The sequence below is a fragment of the Sporacetigenium mesophilum DSM 16796 genome (genome assembly GCF_059569055.1).
The window spans coordinates 57,005-73,328 of sequence record NZ_JCANUR010000010.1 but is presented as its reverse complement, the minus strand read 5'-3'; the positions used below and the strand labels follow the sequence as shown (position 1 = coordinate 73,328).

Sequence of the window (16,324 nt, the reverse complement as noted above, 5' to 3'; positions counted from 1 at the left end):
TTGTTAATTTCTAAATATTTTTATATAAACGTAAGTTAAATTTTATTATTCTACAACTGCTAATATGTCACTTTGTTTTAATATAGTGTATTCTTCTCCATCTAGCTTAACTTCTGTTCCAGCATATTTAGAGAATATAACTTTATCTCCAACTTTTAATTCCATTGTCACTTCTTTCCCGTCTATTAATCCTCCAGGTCCTACTTCTACAACCTCTGCCATTTGTGGTTGTTCTTTAGCTGTTCCTGGTAATACTATACCACTTCTAGTTTTTTCTTCAGCTTCTACCTTTTTTATAACAACTCGGTCCCCTAATGGTCTTATTTTCATATTTATCCCTCCTATTAGTTTTTATAATTTTATGTAAAATTTTATCATTTAATACGGTTTTATGTTAGCACTCTTCATCATCGAGTGCTAACAACTATTATATTATATTAATTGGTTATTTTTTGCAAGTATTTTTTGATTTTTTTTACCTATATTTTCATATTTATGTAATTGTTGATTTTACTGAATTTAGGTTAACAAAATTATAAAAGACCGCTCATAAAAGCAGTCTTTTTATAACAATGGTGAGAATAGTCTAGCTGCAGATTCCTTTATCTTTTTTATAGTAGCTCTATTACAATATTTATCCATTGTAATTTCCTCACTATTTCTTAAATCCTCATTAAAATCACCTGTAATATCCTTAACTATGCTTTTATCATATAGAAATGCATTAACTTCAAAATTTAACATAAAGCTTCTTAAGTCCATGTTAGCAGAACCTATAGATGCCAGTTTATTATCTATTATCATAACTTTAGAATGTATAAACCCTTTATTGTATAAATATACCTTACCCCCAGCTTTTAGTATATCTCCAAAATAGGAGTAAGATGCTTCGTGGACTATCCTATGGTCTGCAATTTTTGGAAATATTATTCTAACATCAACTCCACTTAGTGCTGCAGATTTTAATGCTTTTAGTATACTTTCATCTGGTATAAAATAAGGTGTTTCTATATATATTTTTTCTTTTGCTTCACATATAGCTGTAAAATATGCATAGTGTATAGCTTCCCAGTCACTATCAGGTCCGCTAGGCACTACTTGAACCATACTGTTACCTTTATTGTTTATACTTGGAAAATACTTTTCTTCAAATATGGCCTCTTTTGTTGTAAAGTACCAATCCATTAAAAACGCCATTTGGAGCATATACACAGATGTTCCTTCTATTCTTATATGAGTATCTCTCCAATAACCAAATTTATTATTTCTTCCTAGATACTCATCTCCAATGTTAATTCCGCCTGTGTAACCTATGCATCCATCTATGACAGCGATTTTTCTGTGATTCCTATAATTTAATTGACTAGATATAATAGGAAATTTAGCTGGTAAAAAAGGATACACTAATATACCCCGCTTTCTCATATCATAAAAGAATTTTCTATTAAACCAAAGTTTCCAGCATCCAACATCATCGTATAATATTTTTACTTCTACGCCTTCTTCTGATTTTTGAATTAGAATTTCTTTTATTTTATTTCCTATTTCACTGTACTTTATTATAAAATATTCAAGATGTATATGAGATTTTGCATTTTTCAAGTCTTCTATAAGCGAATCAAATTTTTCACTTCCATCCCTAAATACTTTTACATTGTTATTTATAGTAAATGGAAACCTACCTGTATTTAAAAGTAAGTTTACAACTCTTCTTTTTGTATCACAACTATCTTCACTACTTAATAGTTTCTTTTCAGCTATAGCCTTCTTTTCCATCAAAACCAAATCCTCAAACTCTTGAAGATTTTTAAATAAATTAGATTCTCTAATGTCATCTACCATTTGTCTTGTTTTAAATATTTTTCTTTCTCTTATGTTTCTTCCAAAGAAGATATATACAATCAAACCAGCTATAGGAATCAAAATAAATATAAGTAGCCATGCTATAGTTTTGGACGGATCTCTATTTTCCAAAATTATGCTTATAGATACAAATATTGCAGATATATAAGATAAGATTATCAGTGTCATAAATATAGTTTCTACAATATTCATGTAACCTCCTATCCTTTTCCTATGCCTAACTCTCTAGCATAGTAAAAAAGGTATTGTTGTGCAAATCCTGCTAAACCACCAAATTTCTCTATTGCATACTCTCTCATTTTCTTTAAACTCATATCTTCAGATACATAAAATTCTTGCATAACTCTTTTTACCCATACATCAACAGGAAAAGTGTCATACTTTTGCATAGAAAATAACGCTATACAATCACAAACCTTTGGACCTACCCCACTAAATTTAAGCAGTTCTTTTCTGCACATATCTGTATCTAAGTTTTTGTATTTATATAAATCATAATTATAAGAAACTACTGCATAGGCCGTATCTTTTATATATTGTGCCCTAAATCCAGTTTTACAAGACCTTATATCTTCTTCACTTAGCTTGTTCATTTCATCTGGAGTTGGAAATGCGTAATATTTCTTTTCTCTATACTCTCCTATATATTCTCCATATCTAGATGATAGGTTTTCTATAGCTTTCTTAATCATAGGTATTCTATTATTAGCAGATATTATAAATGATATAAGCATTTCCCATTCATCTTGTTGCAAAATTCTTATCCCATGACCAAATTCTGTTGCTTTATCTAGATATTTATCCCTTTTCTTTAACTCTTTTTTTATTTTATTGTAATCTGTCTCTAAATCAAAATATCTATACCATATACTATGAAATTCTTCTAAATTTGTATTATCAAAATAAACTTTATTGTCTTCCTTTTTAACATTTATTACTTTTGATTTTACTACTCCTGTATACGATCCATCTTCCTCAAGATTCCATCTAAAGCACTGACCACATTCGAATATATGCTTAAGGTCAAAATCAGGTAAATTTTCCACAATAATTTTATTATCATCTTCATGTATTTTCATAATACTTCTCCTTTCATATACCTTATATAGTTAATTTACCCAAATTTATACAAAATTAATTACATCTTCCTATTTTATTTTCCATTATTTAATTACACCCATAAGGTAGCATTAATATTTCTTTTTTGATAAAATATTTTAGACACTATTTTTAGAAGGTGATTGACTATGATGAATAAAAAAGGCATATTTATATCTATCGAAGGGCCTATAGGTGTAGGCAAAACTACTTTAGCAAATATATTAAACGAGCATTTTAATGCTATACTGTTACGAGAAATTATTGAGGAAAACCCATTTTTATCTAAATTTTATACCGATATAAAGGAATATGCTTTGCAAACAGAATCATTTTTCTTGTTTAATAGAATAAAACAGCTTGAAGATGCTGAAAAAGTACTCCGCAAAGGTCAAAACGTAGTCAGTGACTATAACATAATAAAAAACCTAGTATTTGCAGGACTTACTTTGGATAAAAAACAATTTCATAGATATAAACAAGTTTATAATATATTTGTAAGTGATTTACCTCAATCTGATATTATAATTTATCTTACTTCTAATACCGATACTCTTATGAAGAGAATAGCTATGAGAGATAGAAGTTTTGAAAGGCAAATGGATCAAATTTACATAGATACTCTTAGAAAAGAGTATAAATATTATTTTGACCCGCTTTCTATAAAACATCATTTCGGAGATAAGATTCCTTTAATAATAGAAATAGATAATTCTAACCTTGATTTTCTTAATAATGAAGAAGATAGAAAAATGTTAATAAAAAAGGTAGAGGACGCCATTAGCAACTTAGGAGGTACAATTAATGTTTAAACTTATAGACAACTGTGAAATTAAATGCGAACTAGATCCTTATAGAAATAGATTTATAACTGTAGCTGGTAATGTGGGAGCTGGAAAGTCTACATTAACAAAACTCTTAGGAGAGTCTCTTGATTTTAGAACTCATTTTGAAAAGGTGGATAATAATCCTTATTTATCAGATTTTTACCTGAATCAAAAACAATGGGGATTTCATTTACAGTTGTATTTTTTAGCTCAAAGATTTAAGCAACAAAAAGAAATAGAATTAAATACATTTAATAACATTCAAGACAGAAGTATATATGAGGATGTTGAAATATTTGCCCAGGCTCTATACGAAGATGGCAAAATGAATGAAAGAGACTATGTAACTTATAAAGAGCTATTTTATGATATGTTACCATATTTAAGAAAACCAGATTTAATGATATATCTTGATGGTTCTATAGATACTATACTTCATAGAATAAATCTTAGGGGTAGAGAGATGGAAAAAGCTGTAGACAAGAGCTATTGGACAAATCTCCATAGCAGATATGAGGGTTGGATATCTAATTATGAACAATCTCCTGTTTTATATGTCGATATAAATAAAGTAGATTTAATAAATAATCCAGAACATCTAAGTATTTTAAATGATGAAATAAGAAATATATTAAATTTAAAATAAGTTTTTCTAAAAATTTTAATTAAATAAAGGCGTGATTTCTATATTATATAGAAATCACGCCTTTTGTTCTTTCATTTATTCTGCAATATTAAATACTTTTAAATTTTCATTATGCATATCTTTTTTCATAATGCCTATCATTGCCTTTAATGTATCTAATGATGTAATTACTTCTACCCCAAATTCTATAGCTGTCCTTCTTATTTTAAATCCATCTCTAGTTGAGTCATTTCCTTTAGTTGGGGTATTTATAACTATATCTACTTCTTTATCTCTTATAACATTTAATATATTAGGTTTTTCCTCGTTAACTTTATTAATAATATTTGATTTTATTCCATGATTCAAGAGTATATCCGCTGTCCCTTTAGTAGCTATAAATTTAAATCCTAAATCATATATTTCCTTTGCTATATCTATAAACTCTTCTTTATCATAATCATTTATGGTAGCTAATACTACACCTTTATTTTTCATCATTTCTCTACCTGATGCTATAAACCCTTTGTATAATGCTTCGCCAAGGGTTTCTCCAACGCCTAACACTTCACCTGTCGATCTCATTTCAGGACCCAAACTTACCTCTACTTTAGACAACTTTTCAGTAGAAAATACTGGAACCTTAACCGACACTAAATTAGGCTCTTTATATATACCAACTCCATAGCCTAAGTCTTGTAATTTTTCTCCTAACATAACTTTAGTTGCAAGTTCTACTATAGGTACATTACTTACCTTACTTATATACGGAACTGTTCTACTAGCCCTTGGATTTACCTCTATAATATACAAATCTCCATTATATTCTATAAATTGTATATTAATCATTCCTAATACATTTAAATTAAGAGATATTTTTTTAGTATACTCTAGTATTTTTTGTTTTATATCATCACTTATATTTTGGCTAGGATACATTGTTATGCTATCTCCAGAATGTATACCTGCTCTCTCTAGATGCTCCATTATTCCAGGTATTAATATATTTTCCTTGTCACATATAGCATCTACTTCTATTTCTCTACCAATTATATATTTATCTATAAGAACAGGATTTTTCCTATCTCTCTTAAATGCACCTTTAAGGTATTGTATCAATCCATCTTCTTCGTAGGTTATTTCCATTCCTTGACCACCTAATACATATGATGGTCTAACTAGTACTGGATATCCTAAGTTTTCAGCTTCTTTTATTCCTTCTTCTACTGACCATATAGCCTTTCCTTTTGGTCTATTTATATTAAGTTTTTCAAGTAAATCATCAAATTTTTCTCTATCTTCTGCTGTATCTATATCCTCAAAGCTTGTACCAAGTATATTTACATTATTTTCTTTTAGGAATTTAGATAATTTTATGGCAGTCTGTCCACCAAACTGAAGTATAACTCCATAGGGCTTTTCTTTTTCTATTATATTTAAAACTTCTTCTTCTGTAAGGGGTTCAAAGTACAACTTATCTGATATATCAAAATCTGTACTTACTGTTTCCGGGTTATTATTAATTATTATAGTCTCTATCCCCATTTTCTTAAGAGCTTTTACAGAGTGCACAGAGCAATAATCGAATTCTATCCCTTGTCCTATTCGTATAGGTCCAGACCCTATAACTATTACTTTATTTTTGTTACTAACTTCCACTTCATCATATGTTTCATAAGTTGAGTAGTAATAAGGAGAAAGTGCATCAAATTCTCCACCACAAGTATCTACCATTTTATATACAGGATTTATATTATATAACTTTCTAAGCTCATATATTCTTTCTGGACTTATTTCCATAAGGTCAGCTATACCCTTATCTGAAAATCCTTTTTTCTTAAGATCATATAAGTATTCTTTAGATAAGTCTTCTATTTTGGATTTTGTCAGCTTCTCTTCTTCATCTACTATCCATTTTATTTTGTTTATAAACCATTTATCTACCCCTGTTATTTCGGAAATCTTATTTATCTGGTATCCTCTTCTTATCATTTCTGCTAAGTCAAATATTCTTTCGTCATCTGGAACTATTACCCTAGATTTTAGTTCATCTAAGCTGCGATTTTGAGATTGATTATGGATAAGAGAGTATTTTCCTATTTCAAGTGACCTTATTCCTTTAAGGAATGCAGCTTCAAAATTACTTCCTATAGCCATAATTTCTCCTGTAGCCATCATCTTAGTTCCTAGTTTTCTATTTGCATTATGAAATTTATCAAAAGGCCATTTAGGTATTTTAACAACTACATAATCTAGTGTTGGTTCAAAGCAAGCATATGTTTTCTTGGTAACTGCATTTTTTATTTCATCTAATCCATATCCTAGCGCTATTTTTGCTGCAACCTTAGCTATAGGATATCCAGTTGCCTTAGATGCTAATGCTGATGATCTACTTACCCTCGGGTTTATTTCTATAACTGCATATTCAAAACTATTTGGATTTAGTGCAAATTGTACATTGCATCCACCTTGTACTTCTACAGCATTTATTATATCTATAGAGGCCCTACGAAGCATCTGATATTCCTTATCGCTTAATGTTTGACTTGGCGCAACAACTATACTATCTCCAGTGTGTATACCAACAGGGTCTATGTTTTCCATGTTACATACAGTTATGCAGTTGCCATTAGAGTCTCTCATTACCTCATATTCGACTTCTTTCCAACCTTTTATAGATTTTTCTAATAGTACCTGATTTACTGGGCTAAGTTGTAATCCTTGAGTTAATATTTCTACTAATTCATCCTTGTCTTCTGCTATTCCCCCACCAGTTCCACCTAGTGTATATGCAGGTCTTACAATTACTGGATATCCTATTGTATTTGCAAATTCTAAACCTTCTTCTAAATTAGTTACTATTTCACTTTTAACTACAGGTTGTTCTATATCCATCATTAAATCTCTAAATGTGTCTCTATCTTCGCCTTTTTTTATGGATTCTATAGATGTTCCTATTACTCTTACGTTGTATCTATCTAATATTCCTTTATCATATAATTCAACAGCTAAATTTAATCCTGTTTGACCTCCCATTCCAGCTAGTAAGCTATCCGGCCTTTCCTTTTCTATTATTTTTTCTATAAATTCCAATGTTAATGGCTCTATATATATTTTGTCAGCTATTTCTCTATCAGTCATTATAGTAGCTGGATTACTATTTATTAAAACTACCTCTATTCCTTCTTCTTTCAACGCTTGACAAGCCTGTGTTCCTGAATAATCAAATTCAGCTGCTTGACCTATTATTATAGGTCCTGACCCCAAAACTAATACTTTTTTTATACTATTATCCTTTGGCATATATATCTCCCCTTATTTATATTAATTTTAAGAACTTATCAAATATATAGTCATTATCCATCGGTCCAGGGCAAGCTTCTGGATGATATTGTACACTATATATAGGTAACATCTTGTGTCTCATACCTTCCACTGTATTATCATTTAAATTTATATGAGTAACTTTCATGTTTTCTGGCATACGTGAAACATAATATCCATGATTTTGTGATGTAATAAATACCTTATTTTCTTCAGTGTCTTTTACAGGATGATTTCCACCTCTATGTCCAAACTTAAGTTTTGATGTTTGACCTCCTAGACTAAGTGCTAATAATTGATGCCCCAAACATATACCAACTATTGGCTTTTTTCCTACCAATTCTTTTATAGTTTGTATAGTGTCAACCAAGTCTTCTGGATCTCCAGGCCCATTTGATAAGAATATCAAGTCTGGATTTACATTTAGTATTTCATTGCTAGTAGCATTAGCTGGAAATACAGTTATTTTACATTCTCTATTTCTAAATGATCTTATTATATTTTGTTTTATACCAAAGTCCATAATAGCAATGTGTTTTCCATTACCATCTATTGTGTATATTTCTTTGGTAGTTACATTACTCACGGCATCAATATTACTAAACTTGTCTAGCTTATCTTTAATATCTTCTATACCGCTATTATCTAAAGTTATTATTCCTTTCATTGTCCCGTTATTTCTCAGTATTTTAGTTAAAGCTCTTGTATCTATATCTTCAAGACCTATTACCTTGTTTTGATTAAGATAAGTATCTAAATCCATTTCGCATCTGAAGTTACTTGGATTATCGCTTTTTTCCCTTACTATAAATCCTTTTACATGCACTCCTTTTGATTCAACATCGTCTAGGTTTATCCCATAATTCCCTATAAGAGGGTAAGTCATAACTACTATTTGTCCATAATAAGATGGGTCTGTTAAAACCTCTCCATATCCTATCATTGATGTGTTAAATACTACTTCGCCAACACTTTCTTTTAAATATCCAAATGCTTTTCCTTCAAATATAGTTCCATCTTCTAATATAAGTTTAGCTTTCATATCTAACCTCCCAAGCTTTTTCTATTTCTTTCATCATATTAATTGCAGATTCTTTAGGATTGTGTGATTGTGTTATAGGTCTTCCAACTACTAAATAATGAGCTCCATTTTGTATCGCCTCAGTTGGATTTACTACCCTCTTTTGATCACCAGCATCTAAAGAGGAAGGCCTTATTCCTGGACATACTGTGACAAAGTCTGGTCCACAATTTTCTACTATATAACTAGCTTCTTGTGCTGAACATACTACCCCATCTATTTCTGCTTCCTTAGCAAGTTTAGCTCTTTTTATAACGGCTTCTTGAATATCCAAATTACATCCTATATCTTTTAAATCTTTTTCGTCCAAAGATGTCAACACTGTAACTGCTACTATTATAGGTTTTTGTATATTTAATTCTTCAGCTTGTTCTTTTGCTATTTTTGCTACCTGTTTCATACCTTCTATATCTGATACATGTATAGTCATCATCCATACGTTATCTTTTGTGACCTCTCTTACTGCTGACATCATTGTATTTGGTATATCATGGAACTTAAGGTCTAAAAATATCTTTTTATTTTTATCTTTTAAATATTCTATTATCTTTCCTTTTGTTGCTATATATTGTTCAAGTCCTACTTTAAATATATCTACAACTTCATCTAATTTATCTATTAAATCTTTAGCCTTATCAAAACTATCTGTATCTAATGCAACTATTAATCTTTCTCTTCCCTTCATAGTAACATCTCCTTTTATTTATATATATTAAAAAACTCCTTTGTCATAGAGACAAAGGAGTTTTTCCACATAGAAATTATACATAAATGTATAATATCTATGTTATACCCTTTTTAGCCTCTCTGGACTACTTTAAAAAGATTTATTTAGTTTTATTTAAATTCCCTACTTCCAGGCTTTACTATTGGTATATTAGCTTTGCACAGAGGACAGTTATCTGGATCATGTACTTCTATATCTACTTTTATGGCGCTGTATATAGGTAATCCTATATCTACACTAGTTCTATCCGCTATACAAGCTACTCCTATTACTTTTCCACCTAAACCTTCTATTACATTCTTTGTTTCAATGGTAGATTTACCTGTAGTAACAACATCTTCTGTTATTAAAACTTTAGCTCCATTTGGTATCTCAAATCCTCTTCTAAGTTGCATTATATTATCTTTTCTTTCTGTAAATATGGATTCTTTATTTAGCTGTCTTCCTATTTCATAAGATACTATAACCCCTCCCATAGCAGGTCCTACTACTAAGTCTATATCAATATCCTTTATTTGCTCTACAACTGTACTTAATACTGTTTCTGCATATTTAGGAAATCTTAGTACCTTAGCACATTGTACATATTTATTACTATGCTTACCTGATGATAGCAAGAAATGACCTTCAAGTAATGCATCACTCTTTTTTAATATATTTTCTATAGTTATAATCTTTTCCATAATTTTACCCCCTATATTATCCCTCTTATTTCATCTAGGGACTTAATTTTTTCTTTATCCATAAAATTATTAATTTCATCTATTATTTGTAGTCCTATTTTAGGATTAATAAAGTTTGCAGTTCCTACTTGTATACAGGTTGCTCCTGCCATTATAAATTCTATTGCATCTTTTCCACTAGTTATTCCACCCATTCCTATAACTGGTATAGAAATATTTTTACATACTTCATGTACCATTCTAAGTGCTATTGGCTTTATAGCGGGTCCAGATAATCCAGCATATATATTTTCAAATACAGGTTTTCTTTTATTTATATCTATAGCCATAGCTTTAAAAGTATTTACTAAAGATATTCCATCGGCTCCTTCTTCTTGGCATACTTGAGCCATTTTTACTATATCCTCAGCATTTGGAGATAACTTTATTAACAGAGGCAGGTTTGTTGATTTTCTTACCTCTTTTATAACTTCTCTTGCTACTGTATCTTTTATTCCAAATGCCATTCCACCTTGTCTTACATTAGGACAAGATATATTTAGCTCTATTATATCTACAGATTGACTATTTATAATTTCTATAGACTTAACATAATCTTCTATCGTTGACCCCCCTATATTAACTATTTTTACTAAGTCTAAGTTTTTAAAATAATCCATTTCGTTTTCTATAAACCCTTGTATCCCTGGATTTTCTAAACCTACGCTATTTAACATTCCAGACGGAGTTTCATATACTCTACATCCATTGTTTCCATCTCTTTTATTTAAAGTTAGACCCTTGCTACTTATTCCACCTAATTTTTCAATATTGTATACTTGTCCATATTCCCTTCCAAATCCAAATGTTCCAGATGCCATTATAACAGGATTTTTAAAGGATATATTCTTAAACTTAACTTCTAAATTAGCCATTAAAGATCACTTCCTCTCCCCAGAAGGCAGGGCCGTCTTTACAAGTTTTTTTATTTCCAAATTTAGTTTTACAAGTACATACTAGGCAAGCACCTATCCCACATGCCATCTTATTTTCCATAGATATCATTATTTTTGTATTTGTATCATTACACATATCTACTAATTTTTCCATCATTATTTGTGGTCCACAAGTTATTATATAGTCATAATTATTTATCTCTATTATATCTGTAACAAGTTTATCCCCTATGGCAACGTGTACATTGTTTGATATATTTTTAAATTCATCTAATAATATTGGTTTGTCCCTAAATCCCATATATACATCTATATTATCTAAAGTTTTAGCTGCAAGGTATAATGGTGCAACTCCCATACCTCCACCAACTAAAGCTATTTTTCCATTTATATTTTCGAATCCATTTCCATAAGGCCCTTCTAATTTTATACTGTCATTTGACTTTAGTGTGCTTAGTATTTCCGTTCCCTGACCAACTACTTTATATAAAAAACTTATATAGTTGTCCTCTATATCGTGTATGCTTATTGGTCTAGATAATAAGGGAAACTTGTCCCACGCTCTTAACATATAAAACTGACCCATTTTCCCTTCAAAGTTGCCTTCTATTTTTAGAAGATACATATCTTCTCCCATATAATCATTACTTAATACTTTATACATTTTGAGCCCCCCTAACATCATAAACGATATTTCCATCCTTTATAGTAGTAACTACTTCTCCTTTTACTTTATAGTTATTAAAGGGATTATTTTTTCCTTTTGAAATAAATTCATCTGTATTTATTTTGTATTCTTTATTTATATCTACTAAAACCAGATCTGCTTTATATCCTTCTTTTATAAGTCCACAGTTTATACCTAATATATTTGCTGGGTTGTAAGACATCATTTCACTTAACTTATTAATTGATATATTATTTTCATTAAATACCTTATAAACCATACTAAAAGCTACTTCTATATTGGATATTCCAGGCGATCCATTTATTTTATCTTCTTTACTATGAGGAGCATGGTCAGTTCCTACAACATCTATATGTCCATCTTTTATCCCTTGTATAAGATGATTTATATCTTCCTTTTTTGCAAATGATGGATTTACTTTATAATCAAGTCCATATTCAAATATATGATGTGGACTAACCTCACAGGTAAAATTCATCCCTTGTTTTTTATATTTTTTAATTTCGTCTAAGGTATCTTTTAAACTTATATGGCATATATGTAAGTTCCCACCTATAGACTTCAATAAGCTTAAATCTCTTCTTACTATTTCATACTCAGGTTGGCAGTGGGTAAGTATTTTAAAATTGTATTTCGAAGATAACTTTAATGCTTCTTTCATTATTTCTTCACTAAGTATTGTATTCCCATCATCTGAAAATAAGTTTGTATATTTTCTCATAGACTCTATATCTACTATTTCTTTTCCATCTAAATTTTTTGTAATTGCACCTACTTGTTTTATATTACATAAATTTAGCTGTTTTGATTTATTTATTATATATTCCATAGTCTCTGTATTATCACATACAGGACTTGTATTTGCCATGGAGCATAATGTTGTATATCCACCTTTTAAAGCAGCCCTCTGTCCACTTTCTAAATCCTCTTTGTATGTATATCCAGGATCTCTTAGATGGTTATGCATATCTACAAAAGATGGCATAATTATACAATTTGTTTCACGTATAACATTATGATTATCTACATTTATACTTTTACCAATTTTAGTTATTATTCCATTTTCTATTAATATATCGCTATATATATCTTGTTTTGCATCTATTATATGAGCGTTTTTTATTAATATATTACTCATGTATATCAACCCCTAGTAGCTTGATTATAAGCGCCATTCTAACGTACATTCCGTAGTTAGCTTGTTTGAAATATACAGCCCTTGGGTCTATATCAATTTCTTCTTCTATTTCGTTATTTCTAGGTAATGGATGCATAACTATCATATCTTCTTTGGCTTTATCTAACTTAGATTTATTGAGTACATATGAATCTTTTAAATTCATATAATCTTCTTCATTCTCAAATCTTTCTTTTTGAACTCTAGTCATATAAAGTACATCTAGACTTCCTATAACTTCATCTAAATTTGAAGTTTCATAGTATTCATGTCCTTCTATACTTTCTTTTATGTAATCAGGCATTTTTAATTCTTCAGGTGATATGAATATAAACTTAGTGTTTTTATGTCTAGACATAGCTTTAACTAAAGAGTGTACTGTTCTTCCGTATTTTAAGTCACCGCATAAACCTATTGTATGACTTTCTAATGTTTTTTTAAGGGATTTTATTGTAAAAAGATCTGTAAGTGTTTGAGTTGGATGTTGATTTTCTCCGTCTCCTGCATTTATAAAAGGTATCTTAGCAAACTTTGATACCTCTAGAGCTGAACCTGATTTTGGATGTCTCATTGCTATAACATCACAATAATTAGATACTGTTTGTATAGTGTCTTTCAAACTTTCGCCTTTGGCCACAGATGATACATTAGGTTCAGAAAATCCTATGCTACTTCCTCCTAATCTAGACATTGCAGCTTCAAAGCTAAATTTAGTTCTAGTCGATGGCTCATAAAATAAAGTTGCTAATAGTTTACCTTCACATGCACGAGAGTATTTAGATTGGTTTTTTATTATATCTTCAGATAAAGATAGAATTTTATTTAATTCTTCTATAGAAAAGTCTTCCGATTGGATTAGATGTCTTCCTTTTAACATTATTATTTCCTCCTTTTTAGTCTCTCTGGACTAATTTAAAAGTTGTTATTTTCTTTTTTGTTATAATATCATTATTGTAGTTATATGTCAAATTTTTTTAAACAAAAAAGTCGTTGGATAATCCAACGACTTTATATTACAATACTCTTTTTGCACCTTTGTAAACACTTGAGTAGAATGCAGAATTTAAGCTAGATACTGTTACACCTTTACTTGAAGATGCATGTATAAATTGCCCTCCACCTACGTATATACCAACGTGACTTATATCTCCATCTCTATCTGAGTCGAAGAATACTAGATCTCCTGGTTGTAATTGGCCTTTACTAACAGATACTCCTACACCAGCTTGAGATATTGATGTTCTCGGCAATGAAATTCCTGCGCCACTTCTAAAAGCATAAGAAGTAAATCCTGAACAGTCAAATGAGTTCGGACCTTCAGCTCCCCAAACATATGGTTTACCCATTTTAGAATAAGCTGTATTTATTATAGAACTAGCTTTTGATGATGAGTAATTAGTATTACTTTGAGTGCTAGCCTCTTTAACTTCTGTGTTTGAAGATGTTTTTGTTGAAACACTTGAAGAAGTTCTAGTTGAAGTGCTTCTTGAAGTTACTTTTGTAGCTTGTACTACTTCTTGTATTTCTTCTTCTATTTCTGGTTTATCTTCAGACACATATAAAGATCTTATATATCCTTCTTTTCCATCTTTTTCTATTTTAATCCAATTATCTTGTTCTTCAATAACTTTTATCGAATCACCAAGAGCTAACTCACCGTATAACTCTGATTCAATATTAGATTCTGATCTAAAATTGACTTTATCACCATTTATATACGCTGTTGCATTCATTAATTCTAAATATCTAGCTGGAGCCCAACCTACTGTTTCTTCATCTAATTGTATCTTGTACCAATCACCCTGTTTGCCTATTACTTTTAAAACATCGCCTTCATAAGCAACTTCTTGAACTTCTCCTACTTTTCTTATTTTCACAGCAGTTCCTTCTTTAACTTCTGCAACCTTGTATGACAATTCTTCATATCCATTCGTACTGTTGTCTTGTGTTTCAGTTAAATTGTCAGTTTTATCTAAATCTTGGTTTGCAAATGCAACAGAATTAATTGATAAAGCCATAAATGATGCAAACACCGGTACTAATATTTTTCTCTTCATAATTTTTCCCTCCTAAAAATTCATCATAAGAACATCCTTATGTGGTATTTTTATTAGATGAAACTTATGTAGGATAAAATACTAATACACAAGATATTTAAAAAATGCTTGTAACTCTTTTGTAACTAATAATTACATTTTTTATTGTATTATAAGTATGTAGAAATATAATATCTTGTATATCAAAAAATAAAAAATTTAATTCAAATTTATTATTTTATCCAAATATCACCTAAATTATGTATTCCAATATATATAATACACTATTTTTATGTAATTGTAAAGTTTTCTGTCGATTTATAGCCCACATACTATCTTTCCGTTGTCTATATTCATTTTAATTACATCCTGTCTTTTTATTCCAGATTTACAAAAATGATTTATTTCATCCAACAAACCTTGTCCATGAAAAACTCCATAGCATCCACTATCACTTCCAATAGCCATTTTTACATTTAAATCATAAGCTTCTTTTACCATATTTAAATGATCATTATATGTACGTTCTACAACATTAATATTTTTAATAAATCTTTTATCTTTTGTATCTAAAATATTTCCTAACGGTGATAGTGTTGGAACCCAAACTATTTCTTTTTCCTTTATCTCTTGTAATTGTTCTTTTGTAATAAAGTATCCATGTTCTATAGTGTCAACTCCACAACTTATAGCCATATCTATTCCTCTTACTGAATTCACATGAGCCATTACAGGTAAGTTGTTATCTTTTGCAAGTTTCACAATATAATCTAATTCACTATATTTAAAACCACTATCTCCTACCTTTTTATATTCATCAAAACTAACAATACCACTTATTATTATCTTTAAGTGATCTATTTTTTTATTCTTTAATTCTTTAAACAAGCTTTTGAAATCGTCTATACCCGTTACTCCTTTTCCCAAGAAACTTCCGTAATATCCCTTTTTATATACTCCATACAAAGGGGTTTTTAGTGTTATACCCTCTTCTTTAGCTATATCTCTTGCTATATATGATATACCTAAATTATCGCCTCCATCTCTTAATACAGTTATCCCTCTATTTTTATATTCTAAAAGTACATTTTTTATATATTTTTTTGTATCTTTCATTAACTCTTCTCTAGACTTTTTAAAGTCCATTCCATTTAAAGACATATGAACATGACAATCTATCATATAAACACCTCTATAATAAGAAATTTGCTACAATGTCCTTAATATAAATAAAAGGCTGCATTAAATGCAGCCTTTCGT

The 16,324-nt window shown here is 29.7% G+C and carries 15 protein-coding genes; 2 read left to right on the top strand and 13 right to left on the bottom strand.

Features of this window, described 5'->3' with window-relative positions:
- Positions 1-45: 45 nt before the first annotated feature.
- The 3 genes from groES to BS62_RS09490 form a co-directional block, all read right to left on the bottom strand.
- The gene (groES, locus tag BS62_RS09500) at positions 46-330 is read right to left on the bottom strand and encodes a co-chaperone GroES (RefSeq protein ID WP_496491029.1); all 285 of its coding nucleotides are present in this window, start codon (positions 328-330) and stop codon (positions 46-48) included.
- Positions 331-564: 234 nt separating this feature from the next.
- Entirely contained in the window at positions 565-2,055 is a 1,491-nt protein-coding gene (gene cls / locus BS62_RS09495; protein WP_496491028.1) for a cardiolipin synthase, read from the bottom strand.
- 8 nt (positions 2,056-2,063) lie between these two features.
- A complete protein-coding gene (locus BS62_RS09490) occupies positions 2,064-2,942 on the bottom strand; it encodes a DNA-3-methyladenine glycosylase family protein (protein WP_496491027.1) in 879 nt (292 codons plus the stop codon).
- 168 nt (positions 2,943-3,110) lie between these two features.
- On the opposite strand from BS62_RS09490, the gene BS62_RS09485 reads away from it, so the two are divergent.
- Both BS62_RS09485 and BS62_RS09480 read left to right on the top strand, forming a co-directional pair.
- A complete protein-coding gene (locus tag BS62_RS09485; protein WP_496491026.1) occupies positions 3,111-3,773 on the top strand; it encodes a deoxynucleoside kinase in 663 nt (220 codons plus the stop codon).
- Positions 3,766-4,434 (top strand): deoxynucleoside kinase, encoded by a 669-nt coding sequence (locus tag BS62_RS09480; RefSeq protein WP_496491025.1) that lies wholly within the window; start codon positions 3,766-3,768, stop codon positions 4,432-4,434. The genes BS62_RS09485 and BS62_RS09480 overlap by 8 nt, the downstream gene beginning before the upstream one ends.
- Positions 4,435-4,509: 75 nt before the next feature.
- Here BS62_RS09480 and carB read toward each other — a convergent pair whose 3' ends face one another.
- From carB to BS62_RS09430, 10 genes are all read right to left on the bottom strand, one after another.
- Complete coding sequence (gene carB / locus BS62_RS09475) at positions 4,510-7,716, bottom strand: carbamoyl-phosphate synthase large subunit (RefSeq protein ID WP_496491024.1); 3,207 nt, start codon at positions 7,714-7,716, stop codon at positions 4,510-4,512.
- Between the two features lie 16 nt (positions 7,717-7,732).
- Entirely contained in the window at positions 7,733-8,779 is a 1,047-nt protein-coding gene (gene carA / locus BS62_RS09470; RefSeq protein ID WP_496491023.1) for a glutamine-hydrolyzing carbamoyl-phosphate synthase small subunit, read from the bottom strand.
- Positions 8,769-9,503 carry an orotidine-5'-phosphate decarboxylase gene (gene pyrF / locus BS62_RS09465; RefSeq protein ID WP_496491022.1) on the bottom strand — a complete coding sequence of 245 codons (735 nt, stop codon included), beginning with the start codon at positions 9,501-9,503 and terminating at the stop codon, positions 8,769-8,771. Before pyrF ends, carA begins: the two co-directional genes overlap by 11 nt.
- A 152-nt stretch (positions 9,504-9,655) precedes the next feature.
- Positions 9,656-10,228, bottom strand: coding sequence for an orotate phosphoribosyltransferase (gene pyrE, locus BS62_RS09460; RefSeq protein WP_496491021.1), 573 nt, complete (start codon positions 10,226-10,228; stop codon positions 9,656-9,658).
- A gap of 11 nt (positions 10,229-10,239) precedes the next feature.
- Positions 10,240-11,142 (bottom strand): dihydroorotate dehydrogenase, encoded by a 903-nt coding sequence (locus tag BS62_RS09455; RefSeq protein ID WP_496491020.1) that lies wholly within the window; start codon positions 11,140-11,142, stop codon positions 10,240-10,242.
- Positions 11,135-11,827 carry a dihydroorotate dehydrogenase electron transfer subunit gene (locus BS62_RS09450; RefSeq protein WP_496491019.1) on the bottom strand — a complete coding sequence of 231 codons (693 nt, stop codon included), beginning with the start codon at positions 11,825-11,827 and terminating at the stop codon, positions 11,135-11,137. Before BS62_RS09450 ends, BS62_RS09455 begins: the two co-directional genes overlap by 8 nt.
- Positions 11,820-12,989 (bottom strand): dihydroorotase, encoded by a 1,170-nt coding sequence (locus tag BS62_RS09445; protein WP_496491018.1) that lies wholly within the window; start codon positions 12,987-12,989, stop codon positions 11,820-11,822. The genes BS62_RS09450 and BS62_RS09445 overlap by 8 nt, the downstream gene beginning before the upstream one ends.
- Entirely contained in the window at positions 12,982-13,905 is a 924-nt protein-coding gene (gene pyrB / locus BS62_RS09440; protein WP_496491017.1) for an aspartate carbamoyltransferase, read from the bottom strand. The genes BS62_RS09445 and pyrB overlap by 8 nt, the downstream gene beginning before the upstream one ends.
- 136 nt (positions 13,906-14,041) lie before the next feature.
- Positions 14,042-15,085 carry a C40 family peptidase gene (locus BS62_RS09435; protein ID WP_496491016.1) on the bottom strand — a complete coding sequence of 348 codons (1,044 nt, stop codon included), beginning with the start codon at positions 15,083-15,085 and terminating at the stop codon, positions 14,042-14,044.
- A 297-nt stretch (positions 15,086-15,382) separates the two neighbouring features.
- The gene (locus tag BS62_RS09430; RefSeq protein ID WP_496491015.1) at positions 15,383-16,246 is read right to left on the bottom strand and encodes an amidohydrolase family protein; all 864 of its coding nucleotides are present in this window, start codon (positions 16,244-16,246) and stop codon (positions 15,383-15,385) included.
- Positions 16,247-16,324: the final 78 nt, after the last annotated feature.